General features: G+C 71.3%; 14 protein-coding genes. 6 read left to right on the top strand and 8 right to left on the bottom strand.

The features are described 5' to 3' along the window. Nucleotides 1–20: 20 nt before the first annotated feature. Complete coding sequence (locus SFY69_12410) at nt 21–1025, top strand: L-threonylcarbamoyladenylate synthase (GenBank protein ID MDX2132844.1); 1005 nt, start codon at nt 21–23, stop codon at nt 1023–1025. On the opposite strand, the gene SFY69_12405 is transcribed toward SFY69_12410, so the two are convergent. Continuing rightward, the gene (locus tag SFY69_12405; protein ID MDX2132843.1) at nt 1022–2068 is read right to left on the bottom strand and encodes a hypothetical protein; all 1047 of its coding nucleotides are present in this window, start codon (nt 2066–2068) and stop codon (nt 1022–1024) included. The two genes, SFY69_12410 and SFY69_12405, sit on opposite strands and share 4 nt — an antisense overlap. Nucleotides 2069–2155: 87 nt before the next feature. On the opposite strand from SFY69_12405, the gene SFY69_12400 reads away from it, so the two are divergent. Then, nucleotides 2156–3169 carry a hypothetical protein gene (locus SFY69_12400; GenBank protein ID MDX2132842.1) on the top strand — a complete coding sequence of 338 codons (1014 nt, stop codon included), beginning with the start codon at nt 2156–2158 and terminating at the stop codon, nt 3167–3169. A 6-nt stretch (nt 3170–3175) separates the two neighbouring features. Here the strand turns inward: SFY69_12400 and SFY69_12395 are convergent, their stop codons facing one another. Continuing rightward, a complete protein-coding gene (locus tag SFY69_12395; protein ID MDX2132841.1) occupies nt 3176–3841 on the bottom strand; it encodes a DinB family protein in 666 nt (221 codons plus the stop codon). A 107-nt stretch (nt 3842–3948) separates the two neighbouring features. Here SFY69_12395 and SFY69_12390 point away from each other — a divergent pair, with 107 nt between their 5' ends. Both SFY69_12390 and SFY69_12385 read left to right on the top strand, forming a co-directional pair. Continuing rightward, nucleotides 3949–5436 (top strand): isocitrate/isopropylmalate family dehydrogenase, encoded by a 1488-nt coding sequence (locus SFY69_12390; GenBank protein ID MDX2132840.1) that lies wholly within the window; start codon nt 3949–3951, stop codon nt 5434–5436. Between the two features lie 266 nt (nt 5437–5702). After that, nucleotides 5703–6224 (top strand): hypothetical protein, encoded by a 522-nt coding sequence (locus SFY69_12385; protein MDX2132839.1) that lies wholly within the window; start codon nt 5703–5705, stop codon nt 6222–6224. On the opposite strand, the gene SFY69_12380 is transcribed toward SFY69_12385, so the two are convergent. Continuing rightward, the gene (locus tag SFY69_12380) at nt 6212–7237 is read right to left on the bottom strand and encodes a hypothetical protein (protein ID MDX2132838.1); all 1026 of its coding nucleotides are present in this window, start codon (nt 7235–7237) and stop codon (nt 6212–6214) included. The two genes, SFY69_12385 and SFY69_12380, sit on opposite strands and share 13 nt — an antisense overlap. 228 nt (nt 7238–7465) lie before the next feature. Between SFY69_12380 and SFY69_12375 the strand changes: the two genes are divergently transcribed. Continuing rightward, nucleotides 7466–9949, top strand: a complete 2484-nt coding sequence (locus SFY69_12375; protein MDX2132837.1) for a DUF87 domain-containing protein — start codon at nt 7466–7468, stop codon at nt 9947–9949. A 56-nt stretch (nt 9950–10005) separates the two neighbouring features. On the opposite strand, the gene truD is transcribed toward SFY69_12375, so the two are convergent. The 4 genes from truD to SFY69_12355 form a co-directional block, all read right to left on the bottom strand. Beyond that, nucleotides 10006–11190: a tRNA pseudouridine(13) synthase TruD gene (gene truD, locus SFY69_12370; protein MDX2132836.1), complete on the bottom strand. Its 1185-nt coding sequence runs from the start codon at nt 11188–11190 to the stop codon at nt 10006–10008. 143 nt (nt 11191–11333) lie between these two features. Further along, entirely contained in the window at nt 11334–11978 is a 645-nt protein-coding gene (locus SFY69_12365; GenBank protein ID MDX2132835.1) for a hypothetical protein, read from the bottom strand. A 218-nt stretch (nt 11979–12196) separates the two neighbouring features. Next, nucleotides 12197–13924 carry a hypothetical protein gene (locus tag SFY69_12360; protein MDX2132834.1) on the bottom strand — a complete coding sequence of 576 codons (1728 nt, stop codon included), beginning with the start codon at nt 13922–13924 and terminating at the stop codon, nt 12197–12199. A gap of 86 nt (nt 13925–14010) precedes the next feature. Further along, entirely contained in the window at nt 14011–15432 is a 1422-nt protein-coding gene (locus SFY69_12355; GenBank protein MDX2132833.1) for a magnesium chelatase, read from the bottom strand. Nucleotides 15433–15522: 90 nt separating this feature from the next. Between SFY69_12355 and SFY69_12350 the strand changes: the two genes are divergently transcribed. After that, the gene (locus SFY69_12350) at nt 15523–16983 is read left to right on the top strand and encodes a hypothetical protein (protein ID MDX2132832.1); all 1461 of its coding nucleotides are present in this window, start codon (nt 15523–15525) and stop codon (nt 16981–16983) included. Nucleotides 16984–17012: 29 nt separating this feature from the next. On the opposite strand, the gene SFY69_12345 is transcribed toward SFY69_12350, so the two are convergent. Further along, entirely contained in the window at nt 17013–18497 is a 1485-nt protein-coding gene (locus tag SFY69_12345; GenBank protein ID MDX2132831.1) for a deoxyribodipyrimidine photo-lyase, read from the bottom strand. Nucleotides 18498–18536 lie beyond the last annotated feature (39 nt).

Genomic DNA, 18536 nt, shown 5'->3' with positions numbered 1-18536 from the left:
CCGCGACAGGGATCCCCCGCGTGACGATCGTTCCCGACATCCACGCGTGCGTCGACCGCCTCCGCGCGGGCGGGCTCGTCGCGTTTCCCACCGAGACCGTCTACGGCCTGGGGGCCGACGCCCTCAACGAGCGCGCCGTGCGCCGCGTCTTCGAGCTCAAGGGCCGCCCCGCCAACAACCCGCTGATCGTCCATGTCTCCGGCCCCGCCATGGCGCGCGAGGTCGTCCGCGCCTGGCCACCCGGGGCCGAGCGCCTGGCGGAGGCGTTCTGGCCCGGCCCCCTCTCGATCGTCCTCCAGCGCGCCCCGCAAGTGCCCGCCATCGTCAGCGCTGGGGGCGACACCATCGCCGTCCGCTGCCCCGACCACCCGCTCACCCTCGCGCTGCTCCGCGCCTTCGGGGGCCCGCTCGTCGGCCCGAGCGCCAACCTCTCCGGCAGGGTCTCCCCCACCGCCGCTTCGCACGTGCGCGACGCGTTCCCGGGCGACGAAGTTCTCGTGCTCGACGGCGGGGAATGCCGCGTCGGCATCGAGTCCACGGTGCTCTCGCTCGTCGGAGGCCCAGCGCGCGTGCTGCGTCCGGGCGTGCTGGGGGCCGAGCAGATCGCGGGCACGCTCGGGGCGGGCGTGTCGTACGAAGCGCCGGCCGACGCCGCCCCCGACGGGTCCGCCGATGCGGGCGCCCCGCTGGCCTCGCCGGGCCTGCTGGCGAGCCATTACGCGCCCGCGCGCCGGGCCGTGCTCACCGACGCCCCGGGCATCCAGCGCCTCGTGCGCGAAGGGCACGGGCTGGTCGTCGCGCTCGCGATCTCGGACCTGTCGCTCCCGCAGCCGCACGAGGTCATCCCCATGCCGGAGTTCGCGGAGGACTACGCGCACGCGATGTACACGGCCCTGCGCATGGCCGACACTCCGCGCACCGGCGTCATCGCCATCGAGCGCCCGCCCGAGGGCGACACGCCCGAAGACCGCGCGATCTGGCGGGCCGTGCTCGACCGCCTCACCCGCGCGGCGGGTGTTCGCTAGGGGCGGGTGGACGCAGCGTGCTCGACCATCAGCGCCCAAAGGCCACGCACCTTCAGGCCGCCGATGTCGCCGATGGTGGGCTCATCGGGCTCGAGGAGGTGTACCTCGCCCCCGTGCGGGCTCCACAGCGTGATGTCTACGTGCGCATGGACGGGTTCGGCGCCGATCTTCGTCGCGACGAACGCGCGGAACGCCTCGGTCATCGGCCCCGAGATTGAGACGGCGCCGTCGCCCTCTCCGGCGGTCCGGGCGCGGCTCACGCACGCCGAGACGATCCGGCTGATGGGCACACCCGCCCCCGACGCGTCGCGCCCGGCACCTGGGGCTTCCCGGCCCGCGGCCCGCGCGTCCATGATGCGCCGCGCCGTGGCGTCGTCCGCCTCGACGGATGCGCTCGCACGCCCGAGGTCCGTCGCGGTCGAGACACCCGCTCGCACCGCGAGCGAGAACCGCCACGCGCCGTCTTCACGCCGCATTACCACGACATGCGTCGCGTCGGCGCGGAGGTCCGGCCCGCCGCTCGCGTCGGGCGCGCTCGGCGCGGTGACGAGCAGACGGGGCAGTCCGGCCATCGACCTGAGCTCGTGCTCAGGCTGGCTGCGCCGTCGCTGGCGCCGGTCGCCCACGGGGCCCGCCTTGGGGTCGTGCACGTAGCACATCGCTCGATCGGCGCGAACGTCGATATCCACGACGCGCGAGAACTGGAGCGTGAACGGGTTCATGGGCATCCGCGAGGTTGCGTCCAGCCATTCAACGCCAAGGTCCCTTGTCGCCGCCTCGAAGCCCGCGATGTCATCCGCCTTCGAGAGATCGATCGACGCGCCCTGACCCACGACCGACAAGCGAAGCATGAGCCGCAACTCGGTGGTGCCGAGCCGGTACATCTGAGGCAGGTCGGATGCGACGCACGCCTGCGAGTATCGCAGCAGCGCCAGCTCGACGTCGCCGCGCTCGTCAGCCTGGGCACGCGCCGCCGGCGGGCTGAACACGAGGAGCAGCATGAGCGGCACGATCACCACACCCCAGCGCGTCGAATGGCTCATGGTCGGTCCCTCCGAGTTCTCCACATGCTACCAACTGCCGGGGCGTGGGTTGCGGAGCCGCCGCCAAAGCGTCATCATGGGTGCACTATGACCGATGCCGCCCATCGTCATCCGCCCACCCGCCGCGCCTTCAGCCTGTCGGAGCTGCTCGCGCTGGTGCTCTGTGTACCGGTGATCGGGGCGCTCGGGTCCGTGCGGGCCGAGCGCACGGCGGCCTCCAACCGCGTGCTGAAGGATTCCACACAGGTCCGGGGGATCGGCCAGGGGTTGATCCTCTGGGCGCAGAACAACAACGATCAGTACGTCATGCCGGGCGCGATTGATCACCAGAACACGACGCTTCCCGCCGATGTCACCAAGGACCTGCCCCGGAACATCGCGTCGGTGTTGATCTTCGCCGGCCTTGTGGGTCCTGATCTGTTCGTGAGCCCCTGCGAACCGAACCGCTCGATCGTTCCCCACGACGGGTACGCGTATAGCGCCCCGCCGCTCGCGGCCGCGCCGGACAAGCGCCTGGCGCTGTGGGATCCCTCGTTCCGCGCCTACCCCTTCGACGAGGACGGCCCCGAGCGCCCAGAACAGGCAACCGGCGGGCTCTCCTACGCCTTTACCGCCTACGCGGGCGGACGCCGAAGCAAGTGGTCCAACACGTTCCAGGCCACTGAGGCCGTTGTAGGCTGGCGAGGTCCGGCGTACGACCCGCAGGGCCAGACGGAACTCACGGGGTGGGTCTTGGCGCCACGGGCCGATGCCGGCCGGCGCGGGGCCGGAAGCCTGCGCACGCTTTTTCCCGCGCAACGGGGCGGGCGGTGGAGCGGCAACGTGGCCTTCAACGACAACCACGTCGAACTCGTCTCGCGCCCCGATCCGGAGACCCTGGCGTTCACGTTTTCGTCGCTTCCGGCAGGACGCAAGACGCAGTTCGACAATCTGTTCGTCAACGAGAACGACCGGACGCGTCGCCCCGACGCCGAGGACCTGGTCGACACCGCATCCGCCAACACCAATAACTACCTCGCGACGTGGGGGCGTGGCACGGCGAACCGCCAAGGCGGCCGTCAGTCGCTTGCCGACCTCGCCGGCGGGCTGTGGTGGGACTGAACCGGCCTAGGCCTTTGCCGGCACCAGGCCCAGGGCCTTGCGCAGTTCGGCGATCTGCCCGAGGTGCCACCCCTCGTGCCACGCCGCCTTCAGCACCGCGTCCAGCTTGTCGGTGCAAAACCCGTGCGAGTCGGTCTCGCACGGCGCGAGCAGCCCGGCGGGCGATTCCGCCCGGACGGCCTCGCGCAGGCGCCGCGCCGCCTGGTCGTACAGACCCTTCACCTCCGCGTACGGCGGGTAGGCGTTCGGATCGTTCACCGGCTTGCTCTTCGAGCCGAACATCTGCTCGTGCGCGTCGGTCGTGCCGACCGGACGCCCGTCGATCAGGCTCGCGAACCAGAGGTTGCTGATCGCCAGGTGCCCCAGGTTCCACAGCGCGTGGTTCGACGTGGGCATCGGCTGCGCGGTCGCGTTGCTCTGGTTGAACGGCTCGGCGTACTTCGTCGTCACGCCCACCGCGAAGTCGAAGAACCCCGCCGCGCGATCCACCAGCACCGACGCACCGGGGGCACCGCCGGGCTTTGATCCGCCCCGCGCCCCGCCCGCCGCCTTGCCCGCGCGCGCCTTGCCCGCCGCTTTGGACCCGCGGGACGCCGCCTTCGCCGACGGACGGGCGGCCTTCGCCGCCGGACGCTTCGCTGCTGCCTTCTTCTTCGACGCCTTCTTGCTCATGGTGATCCTCCGGGGCGGCCATCGTAGCCGAAACCGGGCCTCGGGCGCGCCGCGTCTACGCTTCCACCCCTCTCGCCCCACCGGCGGAGACCCGGAGATGACCTCGAATGGCGACTCGCGTGAGCGTGGCGTTGGCGGCGGGAGACGGCATCGGGCCCGAGATCGTGGACGCGACCCTCGACCTCTTCAAAGAGGCCGGCGTGCTCAACTTCATCGACTTCCGACCCGTCGAGATGGGCGCGAGCGTCTTCGCCAAGGGCAACACCCGCGGCATGACCGAAGACGCCGTCCGCGCCGTCGAAGACTGTGGCATCCTCTTCAAAGGCCCGATGGAAACCCCCAAGGGCGGCGGGGGCAAGTCCATCAACGTCACCGCGCGCAAGCTCTGGAACGCCTACGCCAACCTCCGCGTCTTCAAGTCTCTCCCGGGCGTCGAGACCGTCTACTCCAAGGCCGGCCTCGCCATCGACATGGCCATCGTCCGCGAGAACATCGAAGATACCTACGGCGGGGTCGAGCACCGCCTCTCGAACGACATGATCCAGTGCAAGCGCCTCATCTCGGCCCCCGGCTGCGATCAGGTCTCGCGCTTCGCCTTCCAGACCGCCCGCAAGATGGGTCTTACAACGATCCACTGCGGGCACAAGGCGAACATCATGAAGATGACCGACGGGCTCTTCCTCGACCGCTTCCGCCAGGCGTCGAAGGACTTCCCCGAGATCCAGGCCGGCGATGTCATCGTCGACGCGCTGTGCATGAACCTTGTTGTAAAGCCCCAGCAGTACCAGATGGTCGTGCTCCCGAACCTGCAGGGCGACATCGTGAGCGACCTGTGCGCCGGGCTCGTCGGCGGGCTGGGCTTCGCCCCCAGCGCCAACATCGGTCATCACATCTCCATCTTCGAAGCGGTCCACGGCACCGCGCCCGACATCGCCGGCAAGGGCATCGCCAACCCCACCAGCATCATCCTCTCGGGTCTCATGATGCTCCGGCACTTGTGCCTCGGGCGCGAGGCCGCGGTCATCGAGAACGCGCTGCTCGCCACCCTCGAATCGGGCGTGCGCACCGGCGATTTCGGCGACAAGTCCCGCCCCGCCGTCGGCACGCGCGAGTTCACCAACGCCATCAAGAAGAACCTCGGTGCCACGCCCAAGACCGTCCCCGCCGTGCCCGTCCCCGACGTCAGCGACACGTGCTTCGTCCGCCCGGCGCGCCCCACGGGCCAGCAGGTCATCCGCACCTTCAAGAACGTCGTGACGCAGGTCGTCGGCTGCGACATCTACCTGGACTCGCCCCTCGCCCCCATGAGCCTCGCGGAAGAAATGCAACGCGCCTGCACCGACACGCCGTTCAAACTCACGCTCATCTCCAACCGCGGCACACAAGTGTGGCCCACCGGCAGCGTCTTCACCGAGTGCGTCGATTACTACCGCGTCCGCTTCGAACTGAAGGAAACCGTCACGCCCGGCACCTTCGGCCAGAGCCGCGCCATCGCACTCCTCGACCGCATCGCCGAGAGTTTCACAGTCTGTTCGTACGAACTCCTCCGGACCTTCGACGGCGTGAAGGGGTACAGCCTGGCGCAGGGGCAGTAGTCGCTCGCCGAGCGCAGCGCTGCGCCCGCCCGCCGCACCGCCGTAGACTCGGTCGCGTGACGTCCGAACCACCACTCCCCGGCCCACTCCCCGGCCCGCCCACAGCATCGCGGCCCGAGTCGCACCCCGGCCCGCCCGCAGAATCACCCGCGACGCCGCGTACCGAACCGCCGACGCCGCGCTTCGTCGCCGGCCTCACGCCCCCCACCACACCGGGGCCGCTCTCATCCGCACCCCGCAAGCCGGCGTGGCCGGTGCTCGTGGGCGTGCTGCTGTTCGTTCTCGGCGTTGCTGGCGTGCTCTTCGCGCTGATCGCGCTCGCGTACGTGCCGCTGGCCGTGTGGATCGAGCCGAACCTTCCGCCCGGCGGGCGCGACGACCTCGCCGGGTCCCTTCGACACCTCCGCGGACTCGACACCATCTGCGAACTCGGCGCGCTGGGGCTGGGGGCATGGGCGATCGTGCTCGGGCGTCGCCTGTGGAAGCACACGCCCGGCGCACCCCGGGCCGCGCTGCGCTGGTGCCTCGCCAAGATCGCGCTCGAAGTGCTCAACGCCGTGCTCATGTACGCCCAGGCCAGCGCGCACTTCGCCACGCGCAGCGACCTTCCCGCGGCCGGTCAGACATGGGCCTCGCTCAGCATGGCCCTGTGGAGCGCCGCGATCGGCCTCGCGCTGCCCGTGCTCATCGCGCTGTGGCTCATCACCCCGGCCGCGCGCCGAACGTCCCCGCGCGCGACGCCGGCCACCGCGCCCACCCGGGCGACGCCCGCCGGTCAGTCGCGGTAGCGCTGGTGACAGTCGCGGCACGAGGCCGCGATGAACTTGAACTCGGCCGAGATCGCCGCGCCCGCCTCCGCGCCGACCGGCGCCGGGCGCCCGCCCGCGCGCGACGCCGTGACCTTCGCCAGCATGTCCTCGACGCGCATCGCACGCCGCGAATCGGCCTGCATCCACGCCACGAACTCCGCCCCGTGCTTCGTCGACTCGGGATCGGCCGCCAGCACGCGGAAGAGATCCGCCAGCCGCCCGGCCTCCGCCGCCGGCACCAGGTCCGGGTGGTTCGTCGGCGCCCGCCACCCGGCCTTCTCGATCGCCTTCAGGTGCTCGAACACCGTGTCGATCTCGACCATGCCCCGCACGAAGCTCGGCGGGGGGGAGACTTCCGGGAAGTTCGGATCGATCAGGTCGATCTCCGCCTCGGGTATCACGTCCGCGCTCGATACGCAGAAGTACAGCCCCTTGTACTCCGGCGCCGTGCCCGAGACCCTCATCCGCGCGACCATCTCCTCGGGCGTGGCCCAGCCGAGCGACACCGCCGCCGCACCCGCCGCCCCCGCGCTGCGGTGCTTGCCGTGGTGGCAGTGCACGTACACCGGCCCCTCGCGCAGGGCGTCGCGCGTCGCCCGGGCCAACTCGCGCTTCCGGTCTTCTTCGAAGCCGTCGTACCCGATCGGCAGGTGGATGTACCGCAGGCCCTTCGCGCGGGCGCGCTCCACCTCCGGCTCGGCGCCGTCCACGCTGATGATCGTGCGCACGCCCATCGCGCGCAGCGACTCGAACCCCGCGTCGCCCTCGGGCACGCTCCCGCTGTAGTACCCCTCGTGGTACGCAACGACGTTGTGCAGCCCCGCGTAGTCGCGCGGCGTGGTGTCCGAAAGCGTCGGAACCTCGACGGCCCCCGCGTGCACCCCCGGCGCGTCGCGCGCCGCGCGGGCCTCACGCCGCGCCCCCACGCACGCGACGAGCGCGGCGCCCGCCACGAACAGCAGCATGATGACACCCGCCGTTCGACCAACCATGCCGCTCAAGCCCCTGGTTGTTCTCCCCGTACCCGGACGACCAGTCTTCCGTGTACCCGCGACCACGCCGCCGGTTGCGGGCCTCGGCGACAAATCCGCGCCGAACGACCCGCAAAGGACTGTACCCATGACACTTGCACGCCGCGCCGCCACAACACCCCGCGCACGCCCGCGCGCACTACCGTCTGGCTCATCACCCGCCCGGCCCCCACTCCTCGCGAGGCCTGCATGCAGTCCTTCGAACAGCTCGGCACGTTCTACCTGGGGCGCACATTCGACCTCGAGGCGCGACGTCGTTCCGACGATCTCGTCCTCTACGACGCCAAAGACCTCGTGACGCACGCGGTCGTCGTCGGCATGACCGGCAGCGGCAAGACCGGGCTGTGCATCAACCTCATCGAAGAAGCCGCCATCGACGGCGTGCCCGTCATCGCCATCGACCCCAAGGGCGACCTCGCGAACCTCCTGCTCGCCTTCCCCGAGCTTCGCCCCGAGGACTTCCGCCCCTGGATCAACGAGGACGACGCCGCCCGCAAGGGCCTCTCGCCCGATGCCTACGCCGCGGCACAGGCCGACCTGTGGCGCACCGGGCTGGCGGCGTGGGGACAGGGGCCCGACCGCATCGCCCGTCTCCGCGCCGCCGCCGAGTTCGCCGTCTACACGCCCGGCAGCTCGGCCGGGCTCCCGGTCTCGGTGCTGCGCACGCTCGATCCGCCCGAGGGCGAGGTCGAGCCTGAACTGCTGCGCGAACGCATCGGTGCCACCGCCACCAGCCTGCTCGCGCTCGTGGGCATCACCGCCGACCCGATCACCAGCCGCGAGCACATCCTGCTCTCGACGATCATCCAGCACGCGTGGGCGCACGGGCGCTCGCTCGACCTGCCGACGCTCATCGGGCACATCCAGCACCCGCCGGTGACGCGCGTGGGCGTGATGGAGCTCGAGGCCTTCTACCCGGGCGCCGACCGCTTCGCGCTCGCGATGGCGCTCAACGCCCTGCTCGCCTCTCCCGGGTTCGCCTCGTGGATGGAGGGCGACCCGCTCGACATCTCCAAGATCCTCTGGACCCCCAGCGGCAAGCCCCGCGTCGCGATCTTCTCCATCGCCCATCTCTCCGACCCAGAACGCATGTTCTTCGTCACGCTCCTGCTCTCGCACGTCCTCTCGTGGACGCGCGCGCAGAGCGGCACCACCAGCCTGCGCGCCATCCTCTACATGGACGAGATCGCCGGCTACGTCCCGCCCGTCGCCGAGCCCCCCAGCAAGCGCCCGCTCCTCACCCTCATGAAGCAGGCCCGCGCCTACGGCGTCGGCGTCGTGCTCGCCACCCAGAACCCCGTCGATCTCGACTACAAAGGGCTCTCCAACGCCGGCACATGGTTCATCGGCCGCCTCCAGACCGAGCGCGACAAGGCCCGCGTGCTCGACGGGCTCGAGGGGGCCGTCGGCGCGGGCGGCGGGGCCTTCGACCGCGCCGCGGTCGACCGCACGCTCTCCCAGTTGGGCGCGCGCGTCTTCCTCATGAACAACGTCCACGAGGACCACCCCGTCGTCTTCGAGACGCGCTGGGCGATGTCCTACCTCCGCGGCCCGCTCACGCGCTCGCAACTCCGCGCACTCCGCGACGCCCGCGCTCCCCGCCCAGAACCCACCCCTGTCACCCCCGGCGCGCCCGCCCCGCCGCCGGCGTCAACGCCGACGAACCCCGCCGTGGCGCCCACCCCGGCGTCGCCGGGCGCGAGTGCGCCGCCCGCCCCACGACCCGTGCTGGACCCCGCCATCGCGCAGTTCTTCCTGCCGGCGCGCGCCGACGGCCCGCCCGGCGCGCGCCTGGTCTACACGCCGATGCTGCTCGCGAGCGCCACCGTCTCGTTCACCGATGCCAAGGCCCAGGTCGACACCGCACGGGCGCACGCGTTCCTCGTGCCCTTGGGCGCCGGGCCCGCCGCCGTGCTCTGGGACAAGGCCGCGCCGTACACCCAGCCGCCCGTCGAACTCGACGCCCATCCCATCGCGGGCGGCGTGTTCGATCCGCTGCCCGCCGACGCCGCCAAGCCGCGCGCGTACGACGCGTGGCGGAAGGAATTCGTCGACTTCGCCGCCCGATCATGCCGCCTCGACCTGCTGCGGGCGGCGCCGGTGGGGCTGCTCTCGCGCCCCGACGAACCGGAGCGCGAGTTCCGCCTTCGGGTGACGATCGCCGCGCGCGAGCGGCGCGACGCGCTCGCCGAGAAACTGCGCGCGAAGTACGCGCCGAAACTCGCGACGCTGCAGGATCGCCTCCGGCGCGCCCGCCAGCAGGTCGACGCGCAGCAGCACCAGGCGCGCGAGGCCCGCGCGGGCGCCGCCGTGTCGTTCGGCAGCGTGCTCCTGGGCGCACTCCTGGGGCGAAAGACCCTGAGCCAGGCGAACATCGGGCGCGCCGCCGGCGCGATGCGGGGCGTGGGCCGCTCGGCGCGCGAGCGCGCCGATGTCGAGCGTGCCGAGGAAACCGTCGAGGCGGTGCAGGCCCGGATCGTCGCGCTCGAGCAGGAACTCGCGGGCGAACTCGACGCCTCCGCCGCGCGCTTCTCGCCGGACGCCGAGCCACTCGAGACCGTGACCATCCGCCCGAAGAAGGCCGGCGTGCAGGTGCGGTCGCTCGTGCTCGCGTGGGCGCCGTACTGGGAATCGGCCGGCGCTCGCACCCCGGCGTTCGCGCCGCGGCAGTAACGCCGCCCGCCGGGCAGCCCGTGCCCGAGGATCGCGATCAGCGCCCAACGCGGCGCTCACTGCCCCAGCGCCCGCAGCACGACCGTCGCGTACGCCGCACGCGGCAGCGTGAACGACAGCGTCCGCTTGAGCCTCCGGGGCGTCAGGTCGTCGGGCGTAGGCTCGCTCATCGCGAACCCCGCCGCGCGGGCCACGAGCGCGCGATCAACGCCCCCGAACGCCGGACGCCGCATCCCCGGGATACGCAGCTCGCTCATTGTCAGCCCCGCCTCCGCCACGCTGCGCGTCAGCGCCCCGCCCCACGCATCGCGCGCCTCCACGCCCGGCGCGGGCATGGGCATGTGCACGCCCGCCAGCGCACGCAGCCGATCGGCCGGCGCAAACACCATCTCGCCGAACTCGTCGGCCGTCACGAGGGCGCGGTCCCCCGCGCTCGCGCGGGCGAGCGTGCGCGCCGCCGTGTTCCACAGGTGCGACTGGAACGCGTCCACGCTCATCTCGCGCACGATCGCCGGCAGCGCCTCGAACGCCTGCGCGAAGGTGCCCCCCGACGCGAGCACCTCGACGGGCCGTCGCTCGGGCGAGCGGGGCAGTTCCGCCGCCAACGCCGCCCATTCGCCCCAGCGCGACGCGAGCGCGCGCGTGAGCGTTCGACGCGCGCCGCTGTCCTTCCGCGCGGGCGTGCCGATGAGCAGGCGCAGCGCGCCCTCGAAATCACCCCGCACGAGCGCCGCCCCGGCGAAGCCCCCGCCATGCCGCGCCGACCCGAAGCGCTGCGCACCGAAGTAGTTCACGATCGCGAGCGCATCGCCATCCACGAGCAGGTGCGCCCGCCGGTCCATCTCCGCGGACGCCGCCGCGGACAGATCGCGCACCACGATGGTGAAGCGGTTGCCCGCGATATCCGCGGCACGCACATCGCGTCCGAGCCACCCGACGAACGCCGCGCTCCACCCGGGCCCTTCGAGCAGCGGCGCCGGCTCGTCGCGCGCGCGCCACACGAGCGACACGACCTGGCTCGTCACCGCGTGCTTGTCCTTGAGCCCCGCGTGCGAGACCGCCCCGACATTTCCCGCCGCCGCACGCAGCCGCGCCACCGCCTCGGGCGTTGTGAGCGATTCCTTGCGCAGCAGGTACAGCGCACGGTCGCCTGCCCGGCGCTGCGACCGGACCGACGCGCGCGCCGCGGGATCCATCTCTTCCGTGACGACGAAATCGCCCGGTGTGCGCCGGATGGTCATGACGCGTGCAGGCTACGCCCCAGGGCCAGAATGAGGCGGGCAAAAAAAGACGAACCCGGCCTCGACGGGCGAGCGGCTATTCACGCTCCGTCGAGGCTCGGGTTCGGGTGTCGGTACAGTCCTTATCCGACAACCAGAGTATATCAGCGCCGACGGATGCGCACAAGCGTGCCGGCGAGGCCGAGCAGCGCCAGGGCACCCGGGGTGGGCACCGGCTGGAACCCGTACTGGAGGTGGTCCAGTTCCAGGCCGCCCATCGTCCCGCGGATCGTGATCCGGGAGATCCCGGACTCGTAGTACGCGCCGTAGAAGTGGTCTTCCTCGGTCGAGCCGGTGAAGAGCTCATCGGCGTGGGCGCCCTCGACCACACCCAGCGAGACGCCGTTCGCATCGAACGCCTCGAAAAAGATGGGGTTGTGCCCGTCGGTCCAGACGATGCCGGCCCAGTTGGGCAGCGCCCCGCCGAAGATCGGCGAGAACGTGAACGACACGCCGGTCGCGCCGTTCGCGACGAACCAGGAGTGCCCGCCCGCGCAGGTGCCGTCGACGAAGCCGTCGTCGCCGTCCACCGAATCAACCCAGAACGACCCGGTCAGCACCTGACCGGTCGACGCCGTGACACCCGGGGTGTTCAGCTGGCCGTCCTCGAAGTTCTCCACGTAGACCTGGGGCCCGATCTGCGTCAGCGGGCTGCTCGCCACGCTGCTGTAAAGGCTGGGGCCGACCATGCCCGCCATCGCCGTCCCGGCGAGGCCGCACACCGCTCCTGCAAGAATGACGCACTTCATCGAAAGTTCTCCTCTCCGGCCGCTCCGCCGGTGGATCCCACCCGATGACAACGTGCAACAAGAATCGCTCGTGGCGACCAAAATGGCGCGCCAAAGTGCTGTTTTTGCTGCCTGTTACGGCTACTCCGCGTCCGTCCCAAGGGTTACGAACACCCGCCCGCGCTCCGAGAACGCCCGAAGATAGGTTTCCGTTCGGTGAGAGCGCCGCCCCGGTCCGGCTAGCCGATGATCCGCCGCCGCCGCGCCACGTAGTCCCACAGCACGAACCGATCGAGGTCTGTGCCGCCGGTGAAGAAGACCCGCCCCGAGGTCGATTCCACCAGCCGGTGCGCGAACTGCACGTCGTCTGAATCCTGGCTCCAGCTCGGCAGCAGGAAGATGTTGATGGTGATCCCCTCGCGGGCGCACTGGGCCGCCTCGCGCATCGTCGCCTGCTCGGTGCGCGGGTCCGGCGGGTACAGGAGGTACAGGATCGAGTCCTCGAAGTGCGCGGTGGGCAGCCCGTCGGTGATGAGCACGATCTGCCGGTTGGGCGTGTCCTGCACCGCCAGGGTCTGGCGCGCAAGGCGAAGCGCGTGCTGGATGTTCGTGAAGTGCTGGGGGAGCGAGCGTTCGCTCGTGCCCGGGTCCGAGAGGTCGGCCTTGAGACGCACGACCGGCGCGCCGATCGAGACGGGCTTGGGCATCAGCGTCGGCAGTTCGGCGACCGGACGCCGCTTCGCGATGCTGTACATCTCGAAGAACGCGAGAAAGTCACCCGGGTATTCCGTGCGGATCAGCCCGTCGAGCGCCAGCGCCATGCGCTTGGCGTTCACGTACTGCCCGGCATAGCGCATCGAGCCCGACATATCCAGCAGCACCGCCGTCGCGCACTTGGGCGAGTTGCGCGTGATGTGGATCTCGACATCGTCGAGGTTCGGGCGGAACGCCCGCCCCGGGCGATGGCGTGCGGCGGCGTTGGCGATCGTGCGGGGCACGTCCAGCGCCGACACCGGATCGCCGAACTCGTACGCGCGCGTCCGCTCCAGCTCCACCACGCCCTCGCCCTGGGCGACCGCGCCGTGGCGCCCGCTGCGGGCGGCCTGGAGATCCGCGAAGATCTCGCGCAGCAGCTTCTTCTGGAAGATCGAGTACGCGCGGGGCGTCAGCTGGTACCCCTCGCGCGTGAACTCCAGCCCCTGCGCCCGCGCCCGCTCGCGGATCGCGTCGCGCACCATCTCCGCGAGCTGGTTGAACTGCTCCATCTGCCCGGGGTCGAGGAACTCCGCGAGGTCCTCGGCGTCGATGATCCCTACCTGCGCGTTCTTCTCGGCCTGGCGGATCTGCTCCAGCAGCGTGTCGATCGCGTCGAGTTCCTCCTTCACGCGCAGCGCGCCGGGCACGTCGAGCGCCTCGCGCCCCGTGAACGCGTGCTTCGCGATCATCTCCTCGATCTGGTAGACCTCCGCCAGACGCTCCATCGTGCGCAGCAGGTCGAGCGCGAAGGGCGAGCGTTCGTCCTTCTGCGCGTACCACAGGCGCTCCAGATCGCCGAGCTGCTCCTCGCGCACCGCGCGCCGGAACGCGTCGCGGAACTTCGCGGGCGGGTCGGCGCCCTCCGAGGCGTCGCGCGCGCCGGCGCGCGCCTCGTCGCGCGCCGGCGCGGGGTCGTACCGCGCCAGGATCTTGCGCTTGCGCTCTTCCAGCATCGCGCGGATCGACTCCAGGCTCGGGCCCAGCGTCGGGATCATCGACGGGTCCAGGCGCACGGCGTTCGCGAGTTCCTCGTCCGTCAGGTGGCGCAGCGAGCCGTACGTCAGCAGGTGTTCGAACGCCGCAGACGCCATGTCGGGCGGCGGCTGCGTCGGCGACGGGAAGCTCGTCGGGTCGTAGCGCTGGTACGAGTGCACGATGCCGCCGAGCGCTCCGGGGGGCGTGGCGGGGCGGGGCGTGCCGGGCGTGTCCATGGGCCTGCGCGTCCTTCCTTTTCTCAACCCTCTCGCGGCGCCCTACGCGGCGCCCTGTCGCGCCCGATGCCGCGCGGGGCGGGCGCTCACGTCTCGTACCGCACGCGTCCGTGGCGCGTCGCGCGGCTGATCTTGTCGCTCGCGTACAACCCCGCGAGCACGAACTCCACGCACGACGCCCGCACGCCCGGGTCGCCCGCCGCGTTCACCTCGAACGCCTTCTCCCACACCGCGGGCACGCGCTTCACGACCGCCTCGTACGCGCGGCTCTCGAGCAGGTCCCCCACCTCGATCTTCACGCCCTTCGCGAACACGCCCCCGATCTCGTCCAGCCCGTAGTCTGTCACATACTCCTGGAACACGTCGCGGATCGCCTGCGCGCAGATCGCCTCGAGCGCCTGCGACTCGGTCATTTGGTGGCTGCCCATCAGGTCGAGCTCGACCTTGCCCAGGCTCGACGACGTGAAATGCGCCAGGTCGCTGATCCGCGGGACGCTGGGCTTTTCTCCCAGCATGATCCCCCGACGCCGCGCGTTCGCGAGCATGGTGCGGTAGTTCGCGATCGAGAGGCGGGCGCTGACGCCGGACTGATGGTCGATGTACTTGCTCGCACGCGCCACGACCGAGATCTGCTCGCAGATCTCCTTCATGAAGCGCGGGACCAGCAGCGGGTACTCGCCGTCGAGGGCGAACTCGTCGCCCGCGAGCGCCTCGCGCTCCATGATCTCGATGCCCAGGTCGCGCGTGCGCGGGTAGTGCGTCTGGATCGTCGCGCCGATGCGGTCCTTGAGCTGCGGGATCACCTTGCCCGAGCGGTTGTACGTCGTCGGGTTCGCGCTGAAGAGCACCAGCACGTCGAGATCGAACGAGATCGGGTACCCGCGGATCTGCACGTCGCGCTCTTCGAGGATGTTGAACAGCCCGGTCTGCACCAGGTCGTCCAGGTCCGGCAGCTCGTTCATCGCGAAGATGCCCCGGTGCATGCGCGGCACGAGCCCGAAGTGCAGCGCCTCCTCCGCGCTCATGCTCGTGCCCGAGAGCATCTTCGCCGGGTCGATCTCGCCGATCAGGTCGGCGAACTTCGTGCCCGGCGCCAGACGCTCGGCGTACCGCTTCGCCCGGGGCCACCACGCGATCGGCGAGGCGTCGCCCTGCATCTCGACCATCTCGCGCCCCGCCCGCGTGATCGGGCGGAACGGGTCCTCGTGCACCGGGCTGCCCGGCACGTCGAGGTACGGCACCTCCGGGTCGAGAAAATCGGCCAGACGACGCATCAGGCGGCTCTTGCCCTGCCCCTTCTCGCCCAGGAACAGCATGTCGTGCCCCGCGAGCACCGCGTTCACCACCTCGGGGATCACCGTCTCGTCGTACCCGACAATGCCCGGGAACAGCGGCTCGCCCGCGCGCAACGCCCGCGTCAGGTTCTCGCGGACCTCGGCCTTCACCGGGCGCGAGCGATACCCGGCGGACTTCAAGGCCCCAAGCGTGGACGGACGCGTCGCGCTCATCATGATCCTCCCACAACCGTACCCATCGGTACTCGACCCCCACCCCCCGGGTTCGGGAACGGTTCGCGGCTCGGGTCGGTACGCTGTCGTATGCGCGTGCGCAACGTGGTACCCCGGGTGCTGCCGAACACTCGTCCCCCCGACCACCCGCTCGGCACGCTCGGCGTGCTGATCGCCTGCTTGCTCGCGCACACCGCGATAGCGGCCAACGTGTTCGATGTCGGCGGCAAGGCCCCGACGCAGGTCGTCATCACTTTCTCCGCCGAAGCCCCGACCCTCGACGACGCACGCTCGCCGATGCTCGACCTGCTCCGCGGAGTGGTTTCGGAGCTCGCGCCCGATGAGATTCGGCGTCTGCGCGGGGCCGGCGCGGGCGCCGGCGCGCGGGCGGCCGAGGTTCCTCTCGACGCGCCGCCCCCCACGTGGTTCGCGCACGCCTCGGGCGATCGCGGCGGGAAGATCATCGAACTGCACCACCTCTCCGACGGGCGCCTCGTTGCCCGCGAGCAGGGCGCCGGCAAGGGCACCGAACTCGACCGCGACAAAGTCCTGGATCTCGCACGCACGTGGGCGCGATTCGACCCGCGCCGCCCGCCCGCCCACCCGGTGCGCCCGGGCGTCGCGGGCGCGCTGGCCGGACAGCACACGCGCGCGCTCGACACGATGGACAAGCGCTCGCTCGGCGAGCGATTCCTGAACGGGCGGCCGACCTCGATCGCCGGGGCCGTGCGGCGGGCCCCCGAGCCGTTCCTGTACCGCGCGCCCGCAACATACGACCCGCGCACGCCCGTGGGCGTGATCGTGTGGATCGACGCGCGCCCGCGGGCGGCGCTCGACGAATCGCTGTTCGACGCCTGCGACCGGCTGGGGTTTGTGCTGATCGGGGCCGCGGCCACGGGCAACGACCGTCCGACGGCCGATCGCTTTCAACTGGCGCTCGATGCGCTCGCGACCGCGCGGGCGCGCCACCTCGTGGACGCCCGGCGGGTGTACGTGTCGGGCCTGTCGGGCGGAGGGAAGATCAGCACGCACCTGTGGGCGTGCTTCCCCGACGAGTTCACCGGCGCGCTGCCGATCGTCGCCCTCGCCTCGTACATCGACGTGCCCGCCGGGCCGGGAAAGGTCTGGAAGGGCGACTACCAGCTCCCGCGCGACCGGGCGCGCCTCGCGTTGCTGCGGACGCATCGCATCGGCGTGATCACCGGCGGGGCCGACTTCAACCACGCGCCGATCGTCGGCACGGCGATCGTCATGGAGCGCGACAAGCTCCCCGTCCGCGTCTTCGACTACCCCGACATGTCGCACACCATGCCCACCTCCGAGCGGTTCCTCGAGGCGATGACATGGGTCGACGAGCCGAACGCCCAGGCGGTGCGCGCCGAGCAACAGGCCGCCCGCGAGCGCTGGGCCGCCCTGCCCGGGCCGCAGGAGCCCGCACGGCGCGGCGGGCTGGTCGAGATCACCCGACGTGCGCCGTGGACGCCCGAGTCATGGAAGGCGGCCGAGGAACTCGGCATCGCGCTCCCGCCGCCCGTCGCGCCCGCCCGCTGACCCGCTGACGGGCCGGCGCCGACCAGGCGTCACGCCGCGTCCGTCGCTTCCCGTGCTCCCTGCGCTTCCCGCAAGGCCGGCGTTCCCTTGATCTCCCGGAACGCCTCGATGGCCCGCTCCCGCGACGCGCCGAGATCCACCAGCGGGTCGGGATACTCCACGCCCGCGCGCAGCAGCCCGGGGATCGTCCACGGCTCGTGGATGCTCTTCGCGTCCAGCCCCGCCAGTTCGGGCACGTACCGCCGGATGTACGCGCCGTCGGGGTCGAACTTGCGGCTCTGGCTGACCGGGTTGAAGATCCGGAAGTACGGGGCGGCGTCGGTCCCCGTGCTCGCGCTCCACTGCCACCCGCCGTTGTTGCTCGCCAGGAATCCGTCGATCAGGTGACGCATGAACCACGATTCGCCCAGGCGCCAGTCCAGGAACAGGTTCTTCGTGAAGAACATCGCCGCGATCATGCGCACCCGGTTGTGCATCCAGCCGGTCGTCAGCAGTTGGCGCATGCCGGCGTCGACGATCGGCACGCCCGTGCGCCCGCGCTGCCACGCGTGCAGGTGCGCGGGGTTGTCCGCCCAGCGGATCCGCTCGGTCGCCGGCTGGAACGCGCGGTGCATGCACACGCGCGGGAAGCCGACCATGATGTGGATGTAGAACTCCCGCCACACCAGCTCGCTGATCCAGTGCACCGGGCCGGCCAGCCCGCTGTCCAGCGGGCTGCGCGCGCCGCGGTTCGCGTCGATGGCCGCCGCCAGGCACTGGCGCGACGAGATGGCGCCGACCGCGAGATACGGCGACAGGATGCTCGTGCCGTCTTCGCCCGGATAGTCGCGCCGGTCCTTGTACGGGCGGATCGATTCCGCCGCGAAGTGCGCCAGGCGCGCCCGCGCGTGCGACTCGCCCGCCGGCCACAGCGCCGGATCGACCGTGGACTCAAACCCCGCGATCCGCTCGGGCACGTCGTGCGACGGGCAGGGCATCTCGGGCTGGCGGGCGGGCGTGCCCCGCACTTCCGGCAGGCCGATGCGCTGCATCCGCGCGTACAGCGCCTTCTTGAACGGCGTGAACACGCTGAAGTACCGGTCGTCGCCGGTGCGCACCTCGCCCGGGGGCGCGAACACCTGGTCGTCGTACGCGTCCACGCGCAGGCCACGCGCCGCGAACGCCTCGCGCACGCGCTCGTCGCGCCGGCGCTCGTTGAGTTCATACTCGCGGTTGAACGCCAGCGCGCCGCACCCGCGGCCCGCCGCCACCTCCAGCAGCACGCCCGGGATGTCCGCCGGCGTCGGGGCGTGCGCGACCAGCAGCGGGATCTGCAGCGCCGCCAGCGACGCCGACAGTTCCCGCAGCGTTCGCAGGATGAAACCCACCTTTACCGGCGCGTACTCGTGCGACCGCCACTCCCCGGGCGAGACCACGAACACGCCGACCACCCCGCCCCGCACCCGGGCGGCGTGCCACAGCGCGGTGTTGTCCTCGACCCGTAGATCGCTGCGGAACCAGACGAGTGTGCGCATGGCGATGACGACCTCTTGCCCTCCGGGTTCGTCGTCGTC

This window comes from Planctomycetota bacterium (genome assembly GCA_033763975.1).
Lineage (GTDB): Bacteria > Planctomycetota > Phycisphaerae > Phycisphaerales > UBA1924 > RI-211.
This window is presented reverse-complemented; position numbering and strand designations above follow the sequence as displayed.